General features: G+C 68.1%; 19 protein-coding genes, 1 pseudogene and 1 riboswitch. Of the genes and pseudogenes, 4 read left to right on the top strand and 16 right to left on the bottom strand.

Going from position 1 to position 18,241, the window contains the following annotated elements; genetic code table 11:
- The 14 genes and pseudogenes from AC5IG3_RS05410 to AC5IG3_RS05345 form a co-directional block, all read right to left on the bottom strand.
- Positions 1 to 210, bottom strand: a pseudogene (locus tag AC5IG3_RS05410) (protein TolQ); the annotation flags it as partial.
- Entirely contained in the window at positions 207 to 620 is a 414-nt protein-coding gene (gene ybgC / locus AC5IG3_RS05405) for a tol-pal system-associated acyl-CoA thioesterase (protein WP_491905280.1), read from the bottom strand. The pseudogene AC5IG3_RS05410 and the gene ybgC, both read right to left, overlap by 4 nt.
- Before the next feature lie 8 nt (positions 621 to 628).
- Positions 629 to 1,138, bottom strand: a complete 510-nt coding sequence (gene nusB, locus AC5IG3_RS05400; RefSeq protein ID WP_491905279.1) for a transcription antitermination factor NusB — start codon at positions 1,136 to 1,138, stop codon at positions 629 to 631.
- Positions 1,135 to 1,599: a 6,7-dimethyl-8-ribityllumazine synthase gene (ribH, locus tag AC5IG3_RS05395; RefSeq protein WP_491905278.1), complete on the bottom strand. Its 465-nt coding sequence runs from the start codon at positions 1,597 to 1,599 to the stop codon at positions 1,135 to 1,137. Before ribH ends, nusB begins: the two co-directional genes overlap by 4 nt.
- A 25-nt stretch (positions 1,600 to 1,624) precedes the next feature.
- Positions 1,625 to 2,716, bottom strand: a complete 1,092-nt coding sequence (ribBA, locus tag AC5IG3_RS05390) for a bifunctional 3,4-dihydroxy-2-butanone-4-phosphate synthase/GTP cyclohydrolase II (protein ID WP_491905277.1) — start codon at positions 2,714 to 2,716, stop codon at positions 1,625 to 1,627.
- A complete protein-coding gene (ribD, locus tag AC5IG3_RS05385; RefSeq protein WP_491905276.1) occupies positions 2,694 to 3,905 on the bottom strand; it encodes a bifunctional diaminohydroxyphosphoribosylaminopyrimidine deaminase/5-amino-6-(5-phosphoribosylamino)uracil reductase RibD in 1,212 nt (403 codons plus the stop codon). The genes ribBA and ribD overlap by 23 nt, the downstream gene beginning before the upstream one ends.
- 47 nt (positions 3,906 to 3,952) lie before the next feature.
- On the bottom strand, positions 3,953 to 5,143 hold the full coding sequence (locus tag AC5IG3_RS05380) for a type IV pilus modification PilV family protein (RefSeq protein WP_491905275.1): 1,191 nt from the start codon (positions 5,141 to 5,143) through the stop codon (positions 3,953 to 3,955).
- The gene (locus AC5IG3_RS05375) at positions 5,140 to 6,378 is read right to left on the bottom strand and encodes a hypothetical protein (RefSeq protein WP_491905274.1); all 1,239 of its coding nucleotides are present in this window, start codon (positions 6,376 to 6,378) and stop codon (positions 5,140 to 5,142) included. The genes AC5IG3_RS05380 and AC5IG3_RS05375 overlap by 4 nt, the downstream gene beginning before the upstream one ends.
- Position 6,379: 1 nt before the next feature.
- Positions 6,380 to 7,117 carry a PilW family protein gene (locus AC5IG3_RS05370; protein ID WP_491905273.1) on the bottom strand — a complete coding sequence of 246 codons (738 nt, stop codon included), beginning with the start codon at positions 7,115 to 7,117 and terminating at the stop codon, positions 6,380 to 6,382.
- Positions 7,117 to 7,566, bottom strand: a complete 450-nt coding sequence (locus AC5IG3_RS05365; protein ID WP_491905272.1) for a type IV pilin protein — start codon at positions 7,564 to 7,566, stop codon at positions 7,117 to 7,119. Before AC5IG3_RS05365 ends, AC5IG3_RS05370 begins: the two co-directional genes overlap by 1 nt.
- Positions 7,560 to 8,126: a GspH/FimT family pseudopilin gene (locus AC5IG3_RS05360; RefSeq protein WP_491905271.1), complete on the bottom strand. Its 567-nt coding sequence runs from the start codon at positions 8,124 to 8,126 to the stop codon at positions 7,560 to 7,562. Before AC5IG3_RS05360 ends, AC5IG3_RS05365 begins: the two co-directional genes overlap by 7 nt.
- A 108-nt stretch (positions 8,127 to 8,234) precedes the next feature.
- Positions 8,235 to 8,678, bottom strand: a complete 444-nt coding sequence (gene nrdR, locus AC5IG3_RS05355; protein ID WP_491905270.1) for a transcriptional regulator NrdR — start codon at positions 8,676 to 8,678, stop codon at positions 8,235 to 8,237.
- A gap of 45 nt (positions 8,679 to 8,723) precedes the next feature.
- Entirely contained in the window at positions 8,724 to 9,971 is a 1,248-nt protein-coding gene (glyA, locus tag AC5IG3_RS05350) for a serine hydroxymethyltransferase (protein ID WP_491905269.1), read from the bottom strand.
- 79 nt (positions 9,972 to 10,050) lie between these two features.
- A riboswitch (ZMP/ZTP riboswitch) is annotated at positions 10,051 to 10,178 on the bottom strand.
- 77 nt (positions 10,179 to 10,255) lie between these two features.
- On the bottom strand, positions 10,256 to 11,224 hold the full coding sequence (locus AC5IG3_RS05345; protein WP_491905268.1) for a lytic transglycosylase domain-containing protein: 969 nt from the start codon (positions 11,222 to 11,224) through the stop codon (positions 10,256 to 10,258).
- Between the two features lie 273 nt (positions 11,225 to 11,497).
- Between AC5IG3_RS05345 and AC5IG3_RS05340 the strand changes: the two genes are divergently transcribed.
- Entirely contained in the window at positions 11,498 to 13,069 is a 1,572-nt protein-coding gene (locus AC5IG3_RS05340; protein WP_491905267.1) for a UbiD family decarboxylase domain-containing protein, read from the top strand.
- 259 nt (positions 13,070 to 13,328) lie between these two features.
- Here AC5IG3_RS05340 and AC5IG3_RS05335 read toward each other — a convergent pair whose 3' ends face one another.
- Positions 13,329 to 14,072 carry a YdcF family protein gene (locus AC5IG3_RS05335; protein WP_491905290.1) on the bottom strand — a complete coding sequence of 248 codons (744 nt, stop codon included), beginning with the start codon at positions 14,070 to 14,072 and terminating at the stop codon, positions 13,329 to 13,331.
- 188 nt (positions 14,073 to 14,260) lie between these two features.
- Here AC5IG3_RS05335 and msrA point away from each other — a divergent pair, with 188 nt between their 5' ends.
- Positions 14,261 to 14,821, top strand: coding sequence for a peptide-methionine (S)-S-oxide reductase MsrA (msrA, locus tag AC5IG3_RS05330; protein ID WP_491905266.1), 561 nt, complete (start codon positions 14,261 to 14,263; stop codon positions 14,819 to 14,821).
- 9 nt (positions 14,822 to 14,830) lie between these two features.
- Here the strand turns inward: msrA and pdxH are convergent, their stop codons facing one another.
- Entirely contained in the window at positions 14,831 to 15,466 is a 636-nt protein-coding gene (gene pdxH, locus AC5IG3_RS05325) for a pyridoxamine 5'-phosphate oxidase (protein ID WP_491905265.1), read from the bottom strand.
- A gap of 167 nt (positions 15,467 to 15,633) precedes the next feature.
- Here pdxH and AC5IG3_RS05320 point away from each other — a divergent pair, with 167 nt between their 5' ends.
- Both AC5IG3_RS05320 and edd read left to right on the top strand, forming a co-directional pair.
- Entirely contained in the window at positions 15,634 to 16,278 is a 645-nt protein-coding gene (locus tag AC5IG3_RS05320; protein ID WP_491905264.1) for a nucleotidyltransferase family protein, read from the top strand.
- Positions 16,279 to 16,379: 101 nt separating this feature from the next.
- Positions 16,380 to 18,197, top strand: coding sequence for a phosphogluconate dehydratase (gene edd, locus AC5IG3_RS05315; RefSeq protein ID WP_491905263.1), 1,818 nt, complete (start codon positions 16,380 to 16,382; stop codon positions 18,195 to 18,197).
- Positions 18,198 to 18,241: the final 44 nt, after the last annotated feature.

The raw sequence follows: 18,241 nt of genomic DNA, 5'->3' as shown, positions 1-18,241 counted from the left end.
GCTCTGCGCGAACAGCTCCTGCACGTTGCGGCCGGACCAGAACTCGCGTTCGAAATCGTCGTTGCCGGCGCGCACCTTGCGCAGGCCGATCAGCTTGCCGAAGATGGCGGCCCAGCTGGCCAGCGAGACCATCATCAGGATGGCCATCACGAGTTGCACGACAAAGCTCGCCTGGGCGATCAGGTGCAGGATATTGAGGTCCTGATTCATGGGGTCGTTAGGGTGTCGGTCAAGGGTTTGGGAATGCGGCGGGGCCGCAGGGTCTGGGCGTCGACGCAGCCGATGCGGATGCGGCCTTCGGCCAGCAGCGTCCCGGCGCGCCAGGCCTGCTGGGCGACCGTCATGCTGGCCGGCCCGGACTGCAGCACCTGCACGCTGACACGCAACTCATCATCCAGGCGGGCCGGCTGGCGGTAGGCCACTTCAGTATGGGTGACGACGAACATCGCGCCGGTCTCCAGCCGCAGGCGTTCCTGCGAGTGGCCCAGGCTGCGCAGCCATTCGGTGCGCGCGCGCTCGAAGAACTTCAGGTAGTTGGCGTAGAACACCACGCCGCCGGCGTCGGTGTCTTCCCAGTAGACCCGTACCGGCCACCAGAACTGGATCGGGCTCGCGTTCAACTGGGGTTTCAGACCGAGCGCTGCTGGCGCTGGGCGGCCACCTCGACCGGGCGCAGGTCGCCTGCAGCCTTGTCGAGCACGCCGTTGACGTACTTGTGGCCGTCGGTGCCACCGAACGACTTGGCGAGTTCCACCGCCTCGTTGATGGCCACGCGGTAGGGCACGTCCAGACAGTGCTGCAACTCGTAGGCACCGATCAGCAGCACGCCGTGCTCGATGGGCGACAGCTCGGCGAGCTTGCGGTCCAGGTGTGGCGTCAGCATGGCGTCGAGCGAGGTGACCTGCTCGATGCAGCCCTGCAGCAGCGCGTCGAAGTGGGCGCTGTCGCACTTGCCGTAGTCGTCCTGCTCGCGCATGTGGGCGTTGACCACGCCGATGTCGTCATGGCTGAGCTGCCACTGATACAGGCCTTGCAGCGCCAGTTCGCGCGAGCGCCGACGTGCCGACTTGGGACGCGGCGCACCGGACGCGCCACTGCGTTGCGGGCGGGCGGCGGGCTTGTTTTGGGATTCGTTCAACTGAGGTCTTCCAGGAGGTTGGCCATCTCGACCGCCACGCGTGCAGCGTCACGGCCTTTTTCTTCGGCGCGAGCCCAGGCCTGCGCCTCGTTCTCGACCGTGAGGATGGCATTGGCAATCGGCACGCCGTGATCGAGCGACACGCGCGTCACAGCCGCACCGCTTTCATTGGCGACCAGTTCGAAGTGGTAGGTTTCACCGCGGATGATGCAACCCAGCGCAATCAGCGCGTCGTAGTCCTTGCTCTCGGCCAGCGCCTGCAGCGCCAGCGGCACTTCCAGTGCGCCGGGCACGGTCAGGTGCTTGATGTGCTTGGGCACCACGCCCAGCGCCTGCAACTCGGTGACGCACGCCTCGGCCAGCTTTTCGGTGATCGCGGCGTTGAAGCGCGCCTGCACGATGGCGATGCGCAGGTCTTCCCCGAGCAGTTCTGCAGCCACGCCTTTGTCTGCGCCTTGCATGTGGGTGTCCTTGGTGGGTGGGAAATCAGTCGGTGGTCGACAGGAAGCCGGTCACTTCCAGACCGTAGCCCGTCATGCTGGGCATGCGGCGGCGGTTGCTCAGCAGCTTCATGCGGCGCACGCCCAGGTCGCGCAGGATCTGCGCGCCCACGCCGTAGGTGCGCAGGTCGTTGGTGGCGCGCTGCGGCTCGAAGCCCTCAGGCTTGATCTGCGCCAGCAGCGCTTCGGCGTCATGGCCGGCGTTGAGCAGCACCGCTACGCCCCTGCCGCTCTGCTGCAGCGTGGTCAGCGCGTTGGGCAGTGACCAGGAGTGGCGCGCGGTGCCGGCATCCAGCAGGTCCAGCACCGACAGCGGTTCGTGCACGCGCACGAGAATTTCATCCTCAGGCTGCCACTGGCCGAGGCTCAGCGCCAGGTGGATCTGGCCGGTGCGGTCGCGGAAGGTGCGGCACTCGAACTCGCCCCAGGGCGTGACCAGCTGCTGCTGCGACAGGCGCTCGACCAGCGTCTCGTTGCGGCTGCGGTAGGTGATCAGGTCGGCGATGGTGCCGATCTTCAGGCCGTGCTGCTCGGCAAACACCTCCAGCTCAGGCAGGCGGGCCATCGTGCCGTCATCGTTCATGATCTCGCAGATCACCGACGTGGCCGACAGACCGGCCATGCGCGCCAGGTCGCAGCCGGCTTCGGTGTGGCCGGCGCGCATCAGCACGCCACCGTCTTGCGCCTGCAGCGGGAAGATGTGGCCCGGCTGGACCAGATCGGCGGCCGTGCTCTCGCGGGCCACGGCCACCTGCACGGTGCGGGCGCGGTCGGCGGCCGAGATGCCGGTGGTGACGCCGGTGGTCGCCTCGATCGACACCGTGAACGCGGTGCCGTGCTTGGTGCCGTTGCGCGTGGCCATCGGCGGCAGCTTGAGGTGCTCGCAGCGCTCGCGCGTCAGCGTCAGGCAGATCAGGCCGCGGCCCCACTTGGCCATGAAGTTGATGGCCTCGGGCGTGACCATGTCCGCCGCCAGGACCAGATCGCCTTCGTTTTCGCGGTCTTCCTCGTCCACGAGGATGACCATGCGGCCGGCGGCCATTTCGGCCACGAGTTCAGGAATTGGGGAGATCGCCATGCTTCGGATTGTAGGCGGGCAGCCACAGCGCACGCCGGCCGAGCGGTTGCGCCAGCACGCGCAGATCGCGCCCGACGCGGTCGACCTCGCCCAGCTCCAGCTCCAGCGCCTGGTCCAGCGCGGTGAGCGGACCCCAGTTCAGCATCTCGCGGCCCAGGCCGAGCAGCTTGGGCGCCAGATAGATCAGGAACTCGTCGACCAGGCCCTCGCGTACCAGCGAGCCGTTGAGCCGCTCGCCGGCCTCGACGTGCAGTTCGTTGACGCCGCGCCGGGCCAAGTCGGTCAGCATCGCTGCCAAGTCGACCTTGCCCGCCGGCCCGCCGGGCATGGCGACGCATTCGACCTGCGGCCCGCCCGCCGAGGCCTGCGCCTGAACCTGCGCCAGCCAAGCCGCTTGCTGGGCCGCATCGGCGCTGGTGTAGATCAGCACTTGGCCGGGTGGCGCCAGCAGGCGGGCGGTGGGCGGGGTGTCCAGCCGCGCATCGACCACCACGCGCAGTGGCTGATGCGCGGTGGTGACCAGCCGCACGTCCAGACGCGGATCGTCTTCGCGCACGGTGCCGATGCCGGTCAGCACCGCGCTGGCGCGGCGGCGCCAGGCGTGGCCGTCGGCCCGGGCCGGCTCGGCGGTGATCCATTGGCTCACGCCGTTGAGCAGCGCGGTGTGGCCGTCCAGGCTGGCCGCCACCTTCAGGCGCACCCAGGGCCGCTGGCGCAGCACGCGCGAGAAGAAGCCGATGTTGATTTCCTGCGCCGCCTCGGCCCGCAAGCCCAGCTCGACCCGCAGACCCGCAGCGGCCAGCCGGGCCAGCCCCTGGCCGGCGACCTGCGGAAACGGATCGGTCACGGCGGCCACCACCCGCGCCAGGCCGGCGTCGATCAGCGCATCGGCACACGGCGGCGTGCGGCCGTGGTGGGCGCAGGGTTCGAGCGTGACGTAGGCGGTGGCGCCGCGCAGGTCATGGCCCGCGGCCCGCGCCATGCGCATGGCCATCACCTCGCCGTGCGGGCCACCGGCCTGCTGGGTGTGGCCGGTGCCCAGCACCTGACCGCTGGCGCTGGTGATGACGCAACCGACGCGCGGATTGGGCTCGGTCAGGCCGAAGCCCTGCTCGGCCAGCGCCAGCGCCTGGTCCATGAAAGCGGCGTCGGCGGCATTGCAGCCGGGCGGGTAGGCGGAGTCGGGCATGGCGTTGAAGGCGTCTCAGTGGTGTCGGGCGCTGATTGTGCGGCGCCTCAGGGCTGGTGCGGCATGGTGCTGTCGTCGATCCAGTTGCTGTTGAGGCCGCCGCTCAGGTCGGCGCTGGCGACGCCGCTGTCCATCGGGCAGGCGGCCGCCGCGCGCACGACCAGAAAATTCTGGTCGCCTAAAGCGGTGGCAACTTGGCTGTAGACCGCCGGATGCTCGGGGTTGTCGATGCGGCCGTTGCGGTCGTGGTCGGCGCTGTAGCGGCAGATGCGGTAGGCGCTGCCGGTGCCGGCAATCGCCCAGCCGATGGGCAGCACGTCCAGCCGGCCCGACCAGCGTGGTGGCAGACCGGCGCCTTGAACGACGCAGAAGTATTTGATGGACGGCGCATCGCCGGCCAGTGCCTCCACGCTGTCGTCACGGCATTCCCAGCCTGGTGTGGCGGGATAGCCGGTGCCGCTGAGTTGCAGGTGCAGGTCCAGATTCATGACCGGGCTGAGGGGTTGCTCGGCCTCCATGCGGCCAGGCAGGGCGTTGTCGGTGGCAAAGCGCACTCTTCCGGTGATCAGCAGGCCGACGATGGCTCGGCAGTTGCCCAGGTTGCCGACGTTGATCTGGCTGTTGGCCAAACCGGTTGCACTGTCGCAGCGCGCGATCACCTGGCCCGTACGTTCATCGAACAGCCACGTCAGCGTGTCCTGCGTTTGCGGCTTGAAGGCGCTGCGCCCGTCACCCAGCGACTGCGCGCTGATGGGAACCAGCGCATGGCGGTTGGCGGCGGTTGTCGGGCGCCCCGTCTTGCGCTGCAGCAGCAGTGCACCCGAGAGCGCGGGGTCGGCAGCGGCGATCAGCGTGTCGAACTGCAGCACCTGCGCCGCGCCGGTGCGGTCGGCCCAATTCAGCGTGGTGGTGATGTGTTTCAGGCGCGGCGCGGTCTGTACCTGCCGCTGCAGCGTGTAGGCCGCGTTGCCCGCAGGCGTCAAGGCCAGGGTGGTTGAGGTGATGTCGCTCCACGCCGGGCCATTGCCGGTGGCGGTGTCCAGGCGGCTGTATGCACGCAGTGCCTCGGTGTCGTCCTGCACCAGGTGCAGCGCCACGGAACGCTGGCGCGACAGGTCGGCTGACAGGCGCAAGCCGGTCTGCAGCCGCAGCAACGCCGTCAGGCCCAGCGCGAGCACGGCGAAGCTGATCAGCACCTCGATCAAGGCCAGGCCGCAGCCCTGGGCGCGGTACTTCATGGCGCGTCACGGTGGTCGAAATCCTGCCAGCTGCCGGGCACCGGTACCAGCGCGCCGGTCAGGCGGCTCAGGCGCTCCAGCAGCGGGCGGTCGTGGACGACTTCCAGCGCGCCGCTCAACTGTGCATGGCCCAGGCTGACCAGCGCGCCACGCAATTGCGCCCGCAGGCTGCCGGGCCATTGCACCTGGCCGGCGATGACGAGGCCGTGAATCTGCGCTTCGGCCTGGCCGGTCAGCGTGCCGTCGACGATCAGCAGGATCGGCCGCTCGGCGCTGCCCCAGTGCACGCTGCCGCTCAGGGTGAGCGCGCCGGTCAGCCAGAGCGTGGTGTGTCCGGCTGCGAGCCAAGGTTCCACGTCAGCGGCTGAGCAAGCGGTGCAGGCCATCTGCGTGACCTGGGGTTGCGCGCGCAGCAGGCTGGCGCTGCTGCCGAAATGGCGTCGCCAGAAGCTGCCGTCGGGGTCGGCGGCGTTGAGGGCTGGATCGTTGGCGAGCACGGTGGTGGTGCCGGGTCGCCCCGGCGGGCCGAGCAGACGTGCGCCGGGCGGGCTACTGATCGTGCCGCCGGCCCGAGCTGTCCAGCCGCCTTCCGCACCGTCAGGGTTGGCCAGCATGGGGCTGGCGCCCAGGCTGATGGAGCCCAGCGCAGTGAGCGCGGCTTCAGGCAGGTGCAGCAAGCCGCCCAGCGGGGCAAGCAGCGTATGCAGCCGCTGCTGTGCATCGGCCCGAGCGCTGCCGCCGCAGCCCAGGCCGATATGGTTGCAGCCGGTGACATGCACGCGCACCGCGCCGCTCGGTGCAGCAGCGTCAGGCAACGGTTCAAGCTGGACGATGAAGGCGGGGTGCTGCACGCCATCGTTGGCCGCTGCGAGTGTGGCCGCGCCAGTGGCGGGACAGGCGCACGCCCAGCGATCGTCCTGCAGCGCGCAGCCGGCGGCGGTGGGGGTGGTTTGCAGCAGGCGTTCGCGCAGGCTGGTCGAGGCTCCGGTGCTGGCTGAGACGGGCTCGCACTGCGCATCGACGCCTCCGCCGCGCTGTAGTTGGGCCACGGCCCAGGCGTGGCCGGCTTCTGCTGCCGCCATGGCTTGCGCGGCGCGCAATTGGTGGGCGACGCTGCGTTGCTCGAACAGCAGCGCCTGATGGCTGTAGAGCAGCAGCAAGGTCAGCGCGGTCAGCCAGATCAGCAGCACCGGCAGGCTGCCGGCGCCGCGTGGTGGGTGGGTTGGCGCGGGCATGTCAGGCGCCCGTGGCGGGGCATGCGCCCTGCAATTCGTCGTTGCGCAGGTTGAGGCGGCTGCGCAGGCTGAAGCGCACGTTGGCATCGCGGCTGTCGGTGGCGTCAAGCTCGATGCTGACCGTGCGCTGCAGCAGCCGGGGTGGGCAGCTTGCTGCGCTCGCGCCTGCAGCGCAGGCCGGGTTGGCGCAGTACGCGAGCAGGTCGACGGTGCGTGTCTGCGTCTGCACTGCCCAGCGGGTGATGCGCGTCAGGCTCGGGTCGGTGAGCGCCTGCCACTGGTCGCCGCTGGCGGGGGTGATGGCCGCGCCGCCCAGCCGCAATTCCAGCGCCTGGGTGTTGGCGTTCAGGCGCAGGCCGAAACGCTCCTGGCTGGCGACGGTGTCGTCCTCGGTGGTGTCGCGGCTGTAGGCGTAGCCGAGCAGGGTGGCAGCGCCGACGGTCGGATGGACACCGACGTAAGGGTTGGCGGCCGGCGCAGTGTCATCGCCACGCCAGACGCCGTTTTGCGCCGCGCCCCAGTAGCCGGCGCGTTTGAGGTCGCGTGTGATCAGATCGGCCACGGCACGCAGGTCCTGGTTCAGGCGTGATTCGAGCAGCAGGCGGCGCTGTTCGGCCAGCTGGTTGAGCACCAGCGTGGCGCCACTGGCGACCAGAAACAGACCGATGGCGATACTGACCAGGATCTCGATCAGGCCCAGGCCATGGGTGATGGGCTGCAGCGGCCGCGCAATCAACATCATCGGTTCCAGCAACGGCGGTCGGCGGCGGCGTCGTTGCCGAGCGTGGTGTTGGTGCCTGAGCGTTGCTGCAGCACGCCGCCTTGCGTGACCAGCGCCAGAACGCGGCAATCGGCATCGGTGGCCTGGGTGCCGGTGGCTTCGGCCAGAGCGAGGTGGTCGGTGGTTTCCCGCCCTTCGGGTGTGCTGATGCTCAGGCTGTAGTGGCCGGCGCTGCTGCGCGGGGCCAGACCCAGTCCGCTGCTGCCCAGCGTGGCGGTGTAGGTGGGTTGCTGGCTGCGGCGGCGTTCCTGCGCCTGCTGGATCTGCACCAGTGCGGCGAAGGCGTCGGTGCGGCGCATCTTGCGCAGTTGCTGCTGATAGGCCGGCAGGGCAACGCTGGCCAGCAGTGCGGCGATGGCCATGACGATCAGCAACTCGATCACGGTGAAGCCGCGCGCGCTCAACATGTGGCAATGCCGCTGAGCGCCGCCGCCGGCGTGCACAGCCGGGTGCGGCCCAGGATGTTGACGACGTGGCGTAGGCTCAGGCCGCTGCTGTGCACCAGCTCGATGCTGCCCGTCGGGCTGAAGGTGCCGTGGCGCGGGTCGACGGCCATGGACGCCACGTTGGCCCGCAGCCGCCAGCGGGCGTCGGCCACGCCCTGGCTGCGCAGCAGTTCGGTGTCGGCGTCGCATTGGGGCAGGGCGCTGCCGGTGGCGTCGATCTCGCAGCGGCAATCGGCCGCGCTGCCGGTGTGGATCAGGTAGCAGCTGCCGGTGCTGCTGCTGAAAAAACTCAGGCGCAGCGGCTGGTTGCGCGCCACAGTGGCGCTGCGCAGCAGGTGCAGATCGGCTTGCAGGCGCGTGGAGAGACCATCGAGCTGGCGCCGCATCACGAAGTTCTGCCATGACGGCAGGCTGAGGGTCAGCAGCAGCGCCAGCAGGGCAATCACCACCATCAGCTCGACCAGCGTGTAGCCGGCGGCGGGGGGTGTCTCAGGCGGGGGATGAACAGAACAACGCGACACTGCGGGCTCCTGAACTGCAACCGGGTGGTGTGCAGTCTAGGAAGCGATGCGCGTTTTACGTCTCCCCATGATGGGGGTGTCGAACGGTGGACTGATCCGAGCGGGCGCTCAGATTTCCTTGATCAGCTGGCTGAAGGCTTCGACGTCTTCGAACTCGCGGTAGACCGAGGCGAAGCGCACGTAGGCGACCTTGTCGAGTTGCTTGAGTTCGCGCATCACCAGCTCGCCGATGCGCGAGGTGGTGACCTCGCTGGCGCCGCTGGTGAAGAGCTGCTCTTCGATGTGGCCGATGGCCGCGTCGATCAGGTCGACGCTGACGTTGCGTTTGCGCAGCGCCAGCGTCATGGAGGCGCGCAGCTTGCCGCGCTGGAACTCGCAGCGATCGCCGTTTTTCTTCACGACCACCGGCATGGCCAGTTCGGCCCGCTCGTAGGTCGTGAAGCGCTTGTCGCAACCGCTACAGCGGCGGCGACGGCGCACGGCGTCGCCCTCGTCGGACTCGCGGGTCTCGACGACGGCGGTTTCAGCGTGACTGCAGAAGGGACAGCGCATGGACGGAGGGTTTCAGCGCAGGTCGCCGTCTGCCAGGGCCGGCATTCAGCGGTAGACCGGGAAGTCGCGCGTGAGCGCGGCGACCTGCTCACGCACGCGGGTCAGCACGGCTTCGTCGTTCGGCGCTTCGAGCACGTCGGCGATCAGGTTGGCGGTCAGCACAGCCTGTTCTTCCTTGAAGCCACGCGTCGTCATGGCCGGCGAGCCCAGGCGGATGCCGCTGGTGACCATCGGCTTCTGCGGATCGTTCGGGATGCCGTTCTTGTTGCAGGTCATGTGGGCACGGCCCAGCAGCGCCTCGGCTTCCTTGCCGGTCAGGTTCTTCGGGCGCAGGTCGACCAGCATCACGTGGCTTTCGGTGCGGCCGGAGACGATGCGCAGGCCGCGGGCGGTCAGCGTGTCGGCCATGGCGGCAGCGTTTTTGACCACCTGCTCCTGGTAGGCCTTGAACTCGGGTTGCAGCGCTTCCTTGAACGCCACGGCCTTACCGGCGATGACGTGCATCAGCGGACCGCCCTGGATGCCGGGGAAGATGGCCGAGTTGATCTGCTTGGCGACGGCGTCCTTCATCAGGATCAGGCCGCCGCGCGGGCCGCGCAGCGTCTTGTGCGTGGTGGTGGTGACCACGTCGGCGAACGGCACCGGGTTGGGGTAGACGCCTGCAGCGATCAGGCCGGCGTAGTGGGCCATGTCGACCATGAAGTAGGCGCCGACGTCCTTGGCGACCTTGGCGAAGCGCTCGAAGTCGATGCGCAGCGCGAAGGCCGAGGCGCCGGCGATGATCAGCTTGGGCTTGTGCTCGTGAGCGAGACGCTCCATGGCGTCGTAATCGATGTCTTCGTTGGCGTCGAGGCCGTAGGACACGACCTTGAACCACTTGCCCGACATGTTGAGCGGCATGCCGTGCGTGAGGTGGCCGCCTTCGGCCAGGCTCAGGCCCATGATGGTGTCGCCGGGCTGAAGCAGGCCGAAGAACACGGCCTGGTTGGCTTGCGAGCCTGAGTTGGGCTGGACGTTGGCGTTTTCGGCGCCGAACAGCTGCTTGGCGCGGTCGATGGCGAGTTGCTCGACCACGTCGACATATTCGCAGCCGCCGTAGTAGCGCTTGCCCGGATAGCCTTCGGCGTACTTGTTGGTGAGCTGCGAGCCCTGCGCGGCCATGACGGCGGGCGAGGTGTAGTTCTCGCTGGCGATCAGCTCGATGTGCTCTTCCTGGCGCTGGACTTCAGCGTCGATGGCGGCGGTGACTTCGGGATCGATGGCGGCCAGAGTCTGGGTGGCGCGATTAAACATGTTGCGGCAGTCCTGTCGAGGGTTTGCGGGACCCATGCGATTCGGCCGGCTGCAGCGCAGGCCACAGCAGCAGTCGAATCAGGGTTGCCCAGGCGCACGGCGGGAATCGACCGTGAACAACGGGTTCACGGCGGCCGCGCTCCACGGTGGTTGCCCACCTCGGTCAGCCCTTGCGGCTGGCCTTGAACGCCAGTTGCGCGGCGGCCCGCAGTTTAGCGGAAGCGATTCGTGCGGGCCGGACGCCGCCGGAGGTGACCCTGCAGCGGCGTCCGGCGGGTTGGGCCTCAGGGTGCCAGTGCCAGGCGCTCGGCCTTGTTGCTGGAGGTGTTGCGGCGCGGTGCCTTGCCGGCATCAGGTGCCGTGCGGGGCGCTGGGGTGAGCACAGGTGCTGGCGTCGGCAGCGTCGGGTTGCCGCTGTCGGTGCTGGCCAGTGGTGCTGCGGGGGCGACCGGCGGCACGGGCAGACGTGCCGTGGTCGGTACGGCCCGGCCGCGCAGCAGTTGCTGCATGAATTCCTGCTCGGCCAGCACCTTGAAGGCATAGCCACCGTCGTCTGCAAGGTTGGCAGCGCCGACGTAGGAGCGCAGACCACCTTCGACCGAGCCGGCGCGCTCGATGCAGTCCTTCAGTACTTGCACGCCCACACGCAGGTTGGTCAGCGGATCGAACGCAGCATGGTTGCCGCCGAAGGCTTCGTATTTGTCGTCATGCACGCGGGTGAGCACCTGCATCAGCCCTTGCGCGCCTACCGAGCTTTGCGCGAACGGGTTGAAGCTCGATTCGATGGCCATGATGGCCAGGATCAGCGTCGGCTCCAGGCCCACGCGGTGGCCCAGCGTCCAGGCTTCCTGGACCAGTCGGCTGACCGGCTCAGGTGCCACCCGGTAGCGGCGCGCCAGCCACAAGGCGACCGAGCCCTGCTGCCGGTTCAGTTCTTTCGGATCGGTGGCGGTGGCGCGTGCCACGGCGTTCAGGTCACTTTCGATGATGCCCAGTTCGATGTCTGCGCTCAACTCGGCGCTGCTGCGGACTTCCTGGCGCTCCAGCAGCCAGTCGAGAGCGTGTTCTTCCAGGTTGCTGCGCACGTCGGCGCGGCCACCCAATACAAAAGCCGCGCTCAATACCGCTAATCCAAGGACGGCTAAGCTGTTGTGGCTGACTGCCAAAAGACCACGGGCAAGGTCTGCGATGAAGACGCGTGTCGAGGCCGCCACGGCGGATCTCAGGTGCGTCCACGATCGGAATGTGTGCATGACACTCCTTTCAAGTTCAGGCCAGGTGTCTGGTCGAACCCGGTCTGTGACCGATGCCGACACCTCGATAATCCCGTTACCAATGCCCCATGGTCTGTCGCCATGTGGGGGCTGAATTCAGTGCTGTAACGGGAGCGGAAGGGGCTTTGTGCCCACGGGTGGAAAGCAGAAATGGCTTTCGGAGAGATGCTTCTGCTCTAAAGCGAGCGGATTTTAAGCACCTTCAAAATTACCAGTCAATCTTAAGAACTTGAATTCATATACCAAATTGTGATGAAGTACCGTGACCTACGCGATTTCCTGAAGCAGCTTGAGCTGCGCGGCGAGCTGCTCAAAGTGGCAGAACCGGTTTCCACGCACCTTGAAATGACGGCCTTGTCCGACCGCGCCCTGCGCACCGGCGGGCCGGCCTTGCTGTTCGAGCAGCCGGTGAATGCCGGTCGCAAATTCCGCATGCCGGCGCTGACCAACCTCTTTGGCACGCCCCAGCGCGTGGCGCTGGGCATGGGGGCGAGCGACGTGAGCGCGCTGCGCGAAATCGGCGAACTGCTGGCCAGCCTGAAGGAGCCCGAGCCGCCGCGTGGCCTGAAAGACGCGGGCCGCCTGATCCAGCTGGCGCGCACGCTGTGGGACATGAAGCCCTCGGTGGTGCGCCGCCCGGCTTGCCAGGAGGTGGTGCTGCAGGGCGCCGAGATCGACCTGGCCGCGCTGCCGGTGCAGCACTGCTGGCCGGGTGACGTCGCGCCGCTGATCACCTGGGGCCTGGTGATCACGCGCGGCCCGCAAGGCGGCGTGCGGCCGCGCACGCGCCAGAACCTGGGCATCTACCGCCAGCAGGTGATCGGGCCGCGCCAGACCATCATGCGCTGGCTGGCGCACCGCGGCGGGGCGTTGGATTTCCGCGACTTCGCGCTCGCCAAGCCAGGCCAGCCGTTTCCGATCGCGGTGGCGCTGGGCGCTGACCCGGCCACGATCCTGGGCGCCGTCACGCCGGTGCCGGACAGCTTGTCCGAGTACCAGTTTGCCGGTCTGCTGCGCGGTGGGCGCACCGAACTGGCCGAGAGCGGCGTGGGCGTTGATGGCCTGATGCTGCAGGTGCCTGCCAGCGCCGAGATCGTGCTCGAAGGCCATATCCCGGTGGCCGAGCCGGGTTTCGAGGGCCGCAGCGAGCACGGCATTCCGATCAAGGAAAAGGGCGGCTACCTGCACGCGCTGGAAGGCCCATACGGTGACCACACCGGCTATTACAACGAGCAGGACTGGTTCCCGGTCTTCGAGATCAGCCGCATCACGATGCGCCCGGACCCGATCTACCACTCCACCTACACCGGCAAGCCGCCGGACGAGCCAGCCATCCTGGGCGTGGCGCTCAACGAGGTGTTCGTGCCGATCCTGCGCAAGCAGTTTCCCGAGATCGTCGACTTCTACCTGCCGCCCGAAGGCTGCAGCTACCGCATGGCGGTCATCAGCATCAAGAAGAGCTACCCCGGCCACGCCAAGCGGCTGATGTTCGGTCTGTGGAGCTTCCTGCGCCAGTTCATGTACACCAAGTTCATCGTGGTGGTGGATGACGACGTGGACATCCGCAGCTGGCAGGAAGTGATCTGGGCCATCACCACCCGCATGGATCCGGTGCGCGACACCACGCTGGTGGAGAGCACGCCGATCGACTATCTCGACTTCGCCTCGCCGGTCTCGGGCCTGGGCGGCAAGATGGGGCTGGACGCCACCAACAAGTGGCCGGGTGAAACCAGCCGCGAGTGGGGCCGCACCATCGAGATGGACGCGGTCGTGACTGCCCGCATGGAGGCGCTGTGGTCGCGCCTTCAGCCTGGGCGCGGCTGAGCCGCAGGGATCAAATCTGTCGATCGCAACGCACGCGGTGATTGACAGATCGAATTGGCTGCAGTGCCTGCACAGGCTTAATCTCCGTTTGCCTGTGATGAATACAGGTATTGCACTCCACGCAGTCTCTGCGCGGAAGGGACCCCGGACTTGATATCTCCGGAGTCCCGAATGGTGACCATTCAAGGTCCCCCGCCCGCCCGGCAACGTCAAGTTCCGGGCGGGTTTCGCTTTTGTGCCTTGAGTGTTTGGGTCTTGGTCAGGTGCCCACGGCCAGGCCGATCAGCTCATGCAGCAGCGCATGCACCTGCTGATAACCCGAGGCCGACGGCAGCCAGTCCAGCAGCGGACGGTCTTCCCGCGTCACAAAGCCCAGCGGCGCGGCGATCAACTCGATCTGGCCCCTCTGTCCTTTTTGTGCGGCCTGCTCGAACATCTTCAGCGCGCGCGGCATGTGCGACGCATGCGTCACCAGCACGATGTTGCGTATGCCCGCTGCATGCAGCATCGGCACTGTCAGGTTGGCGTTCTCGCGCGTGTCGCGTGAGGTCGATTCCAGCCAGCGGATGGGCGTGCCCCAGTCCTCGCGGGCGATGCGAGCGGCTACCTCGGCCTCGGATGGCCCGCCTTGCTGCGCCCAGCCGACGCCACCGCTGTAGGCCAGCGGCAGGCCGGTGCGGCGGGCGAGCCAGATGCCGTAGCGTAGCCGCAGCAGCGAGTTGTGCGTCAGGTTGGACTGGCCGTATTCCGCCGCCAGCGTGTGTCGCCCGCCCCCCAGCACGACGATGGCGGTGTCACCGGCTGCCGACCTTGAATCGATCAAGGGCTGCAACTGGGCGGCCGTGAGCGCGGGTGGCACGTTCAGCACGTCATCCTGCAGCCAGCGCGCGGTGCCGTTGCAGCAGATCAGCCACAGCAGCAAGGTGCTGGCGCCGATCAGCCCGGTGCCCATGCGACGATAAAAGCGCTGCCGATGCCCCATCAGCACCAGGCCCAGCAGCACCAGCAGCAACAGACTTCCCGGCGGTTGCACCAGGGCAGAAAGAACAGGTTTCCAGGTAGCGAGCATCGGGCGGGCAGGGGGTGAACGGCCGACCATTCTCGTCGTCGGGCTTCTCGGGCGGATGGCAGGGCTGACCAATAATCGAGCCGATTCAAGCCTGCCAACCTCAGCCTGCACCGGAGTACTTCATGCCCGATTCCACCCCCGCCTCCACCCCGCCCACCGAACAGATCACCCTGGGCGGCGGCTGCTTCTGGTGCACCGAGGCCGTGTTCCTGCAGGTCGAGGGCGTGCTGGCCGTCGAGAGCGGCTATTGCAATGGCGAGACCGTCCGCCCCAGCTACGAGCAGATCTGCACCGGCGACACCGGCCACGCCGAGGTGGTGCAACTCACGTTCGACCCGCAGCGCATCAGCCTGGCCGACCTGCTGCGCATCTTCTTCGTCATGCACGACCCGACCACGCTCAACCGCCAGGGCGCGGACGCTGGCACGCAGTACCGCTCAGGCGTCTACTGGCACACGCCCGGGCAGGCTGAAACCGCCCAGCAGGTGATGGCACAAGCGGCGGCCGGCTGGGTCCCCAGGCCGCTGGTGACCGAGGTGGTGCAGCGCCGCAACTACTGGCCGGCCGAGGGCTACCACCAGAACTACTACGAACTGCACCCGCGCCAGGGCTATTGCGCCTACGTCATCGCGCCCAAGCTGGCCAAGTTCCACGAGGTGTTTGCGGCCCATCGCAAGGCCTGATCTCTGTGCTCAGGGCGCGAGTCGTTCGCGCAGCCAGTGACCCTCTTCCTGGCGGTAGACCAGCCGGTCATGCAGCCGCGACTTGCGGCCCTGCCAGAACTCCCAGCGCTCCGGCACCAGCCGGAAGCCGCCCCAGTGCGGCGGGCGCGGTGGGTTCAGGCCGTGCTGCATCGCCACCTTAGCGGCGTTGGTGACCAGCACGGTGCGTGAAGCGATGACCTGGCTCTGCGGCGAGGCCCAGGCGCCCAGGCGCGAATCGAGCGGGCGCGAGGCGTAGTAGGCGTCCGACTCCTCGGCGCTGACCTTCTCGACCCGGCCTTCGATGCGCACCACCCGTTCCAGCTCCACCCAGTGGAACTGCAGCGCCGCATAAGGGTTGCCGGCCAGTTCGTGGCCCTTGCGGCTGTCGTAGTTGGTGTACCAGACGATGCCGCGCTCGTCATAGCCCTTGATGAGCACGATGCGGGTCGACGGACGGCCTTGCTCGTCGACGGTGGCCACCGTCATGGCGTTGGGCTCGGGCACGTCGGCAGCGATGGCCTCGTGCAGCCAGGCCTCGAACTGCTGCAGCGGCACCCCGGCTGCGCTGGCTTCGTCGAGTTCGCCGGCTTCGTAACTCTTGCGCAGATCAGCGATGTTTTTCATGGCTCCAGTATAGGAAGCGACCCGATGCGCCCGGAGCTTGCTACGCAGTAATCCTTAAGTGAAGCCACCACTTTCGGCGGCGGCGCTTGTGCGCTCCCATCAAGGTGTCGATGGCCATCACCGCGACCCTGACGACGAGAACAAAAGTGACAGCAAAGACAATTTCAATGGGACGGATATCCGACACGCGGGTCGAGCGCAACGGCCCCGTCGTGATCGTGCTGGCAGCAGGGCGTGGCTCGCGGTTCGAGGGCGAGGGCCACAAGCTGGAGCAGGTCATTGGCGACACCAGCGTGCTGGCGCGCACGCTCGGGCGGGTGCTGGCCACCGGCTTGCCGCTCGTGGTGGTGACGACCGCCGCGCTGGCGCCCCTGACGCAGGACGTGGTGGCCTCGCGCGACATCGTGCTGCTGCCGCCGGTGGGCTCACGCAGTACCGAGCCACTCGGCATGGGCTACTCCATTGCCACCGGCGTGGCCGCCCGGCCGCAGGCCGAGGGCTGGCTGGTGCTGCCCGGCGACATGCCGCTGGTGCAGGCCAAGACACTGCTCAGGGTCATGGCCGCCATGAAGCAGCATCCGGTGGCCTACGCGCAGCACCGGGGCCGGCGCGGCCATCCGGTGGGGTTTGCGGCCGAGCTCTACAGCGAACTCGTCACCCTGAGCGGCGACGAGGGCGCGCGGCGCCTGATCGCGCGCTACCCCGCTTGTGGCGTCGAGGTTGACGACCCTGGCGCGCTGCTCGACCTCGACACCGAATCCGACATGGCCCTGGCGCGACAGATGGTGGCCGACGGCTTGGCGCAGGCTTGATTTGACGCTGTAACTTAGTTACGCTCTAATCGATTTTTCGGTTTCATGGTGCAGCCGCCAGGCCTGCACTGACTCCCGTGACCGCCTAACCGCAAAGAGCCATGAAGTCTCAGATCGCCGACATCACCCAGCGCATCCGTGAACGCAGCAGCAAGCTGCGTGAGGCCTACCTTGCGCGCACGCGCGCCACCGGAGCCCGCCCGCGCGGCGCCGACCGCATGGGCTGCGCCAACGTCGCCCACGCCTTTGCGGCGCTGCCCGGCGCGGACAAGTTCCGCGTCGTGGCCGAGAAGGCGCCCAACATCGGCATCATCACCGCCTACAACGACATGCTGTCGGCGCATCAGCCGTATGAGGGCTACCCGGCCGTGATCCGCGACGAGGCCCACAAGCACGGCGCCACCGTGCAGGTCGCCGGCGGCGTGCCGGCGATGTGCGACGGCGTCACGCAAGGCCTGCCCGGCATGGAGCTGAGCCTGTTCTCGCGCGACACCATCGCCATGGCCACCGCCGTGGGCCTGACGCACGACGTCTTCGACGCCGCCCTGCTGCTGGGCGTGTGCGACAAGATCGTGCCCGGCCTGCTGATCGGCGCGCTGCACTTCGGCCACCTGCCGATGGTGTTCGTGCCCGCCGGCCCCATGAGCACCGGCCTGTCCAACACCGAAAAATCCAAGGTGCGCGAGCAATTTGCCCAAGGCCTGGTCGGCCGCGACAAGCTGCTCGAAGCCGAGTCCGCCGCCTATCACGGCGCCGGCACCTGCACCTTCTACGGCACTGCCAACAGCAACCAGATGCTGCTCGAAGCCATGGGCCTGCACGTGCCCGGCTCGGCTTTCGTCCACCCGCACGCCGACCTGCGCGAGGCGCTCACCCGTGCCGCCGTGCGCCAGGTGCTGAGCCTGCGCCAAGGCCAGCGCTACACGCCCATCGGCGAGCTGGTCGACGAGCGCTGCATCGTCAACGCCATGATCGCGCTGCTGGCCACCGGCGGCTCGACCAACCACCTGATCCACTGGGTCGCAGTAGCGCGTTCGGCCGGCATCGTGATCGACTGGACCGACTTCTCCGAGCTGTCGTCCTGCGTGCCGTTGCTGGCGCGCGTCTACCCGAACGGCAAGGCCGACGTGAACCAGTTCCAGGCCGCAGGCGGCCCCGGCTTCGTGCTGCGCGAACTGCTCGATTCCGGCTGCCTGCACGGCGACGTGATGACCGTGGCCGACGGCGGCATGGCCGCCTACGGCACGCTGCCACACCGCACGGCCGACGGCACGCTCGCCTGGGCGCCCCTGCCGGCCGAATCCGGCGACGACGCCATCGTCCGCAAGGCCGACGCGCCTTTCAGCGCCACCGGCGGCCTCAAGTTGCTGGCCGGCAACCTCGGCCGCGGCGTGATGAAGGTCAGCGCCGTGCCCGAAGACCGCCACATCATCGAAGCCCCCGCCATCGTCTTCGACAGCCAGGACGAGTTGCACGTCGCCTTCAAGGCTGGCGAGCTGGAGCGTGACTTCATCGCCGTCGTGCGCTTCCAGGGCCCCAAGGCCAACGGCATGCCCGAGCTGCACAAGCTCACGCCGCCGCTGGCCGTGCTGCAGGACCGCGGCTTCCGCGTCGCGCTGGTCACTGATGGCCGCATGAGCGGCGCCTCGGGCAAGGTGCCTGCCGCCATTCACGTCAGCCCCGAAGTGCTGGGCGGTGGCCCGCTCGGCAAGGTGCGCACCGGCGATGTGGTGCGGCTCGATGCCGTAGCCGGCACGCTGGATGCCCTGGTCGCCGCTGACGAATGGGCCGCGCGTGACATCGCGCACCGCACCGCCGCGCTCGCCGACGACGCCAACCACGGCCTGGGCCGCGAACTCTTCGGCGGCATGCGCCGCCATGTGCTGACGGCCGAAGAAGGCGCCATCACCTGGCTGTAAATGCCTGCTTGTGATCGCGCCCGCCACTGAACAAGGAACCCTGA

It is taken from the genome of Leptothrix sp. (in: b-proteobacteria), assembly GCF_965250675.1.
In the GTDB taxonomy this organism is placed as follows: Bacteria; Pseudomonadota; Gammaproteobacteria; order Burkholderiales; family Burkholderiaceae_C; genus Sphaerotilus.
Note: the sequence above shows the minus strand (reverse complement) of the source record. Positions and strands in the feature narration are given on the sequence as shown.

Bases quoted from the DNA above. Each gene is read 5' to 3' on its own strand.
- ribD (WP_491905276.1), bottom strand. From the start codon at position 3,905: ATGCCCGACTCCGCCTACCCGCCCGGCTGCAATGCCGCCGACGCCGCT.
- glyA (WP_491905269.1), bottom strand. From the start codon at position 9,971: ATGTTTAATCGCGCCACCCAGACTCTGGCCGCCATCGATCCCGAAGTC.
- ribBA (WP_491905277.1), bottom strand. From the start codon at position 2,716: ATGGCGATCTCCCCAATTCCTGAACTCGTGGCCGAAATGGCCGCCGGC.
- pdxH (WP_491905265.1), bottom strand. From the start codon at position 15,466: ATGAAAAACATCGCTGATCTGCGCAAGAGTTACGAAGCCGGCGAACTC.
- AC5IG3_RS05375 (WP_491905274.1), bottom strand. From the start codon at position 6,378: ATGCCCGCGCCAACCCACCCACCACGCGGCGCCGGCAGCCTGCCGGTG.
- edd (WP_491905263.1), top strand. From the start codon at position 16,380: ATGAAGTCTCAGATCGCCGACATCACCCAGCGCATCCGTGAACGCAGC.
- AC5IG3_RS05365 (WP_491905272.1), bottom strand. From the start codon at position 7,566: ATGTTGAGCGCGCGCGGCTTCACCGTGATCGAGTTGCTGATCGTCATG.
- msrA (WP_491905266.1), top strand. From the start codon at position 14,261: ATGCCCGATTCCACCCCCGCCTCCACCCCGCCCACCGAACAGATCACC.
- AC5IG3_RS05370 (WP_491905273.1), bottom strand. From the start codon at position 7,117: ATGTTGATTGCGCGGCCGCTGCAGCCCATCACCCATGGCCTGGGCCTG.
- AC5IG3_RS05345 (WP_491905268.1), bottom strand. From the start codon at position 11,224: ATGCACACATTCCGATCGTGGACGCACCTGAGATCCGCCGTGGCGGCC.
- ribH (WP_491905278.1), bottom strand. From the start codon at position 1,599: ATGCAAGGCGCAGACAAAGGCGTGGCTGCAGAACTGCTCGGGGAAGAC.
- AC5IG3_RS05340 (WP_491905267.1), top strand. From the start codon at position 11,498: ATGAAGTACCGTGACCTACGCGATTTCCTGAAGCAGCTTGAGCTGCGC.
- AC5IG3_RS05380 (WP_491905275.1), bottom strand. From the start codon at position 5,143: ATGAAGTACCGCGCCCAGGGCTGCGGCCTGGCCTTGATCGAGGTGCTG.
- AC5IG3_RS05320 (WP_491905264.1), top strand. From the start codon at position 15,634: ATGGGACGGATATCCGACACGCGGGTCGAGCGCAACGGCCCCGTCGTG.
- nrdR (WP_491905270.1), bottom strand. From the start codon at position 8,678: ATGCGCTGTCCCTTCTGCAGTCACGCTGAAACCGCCGTCGTCGAGACC.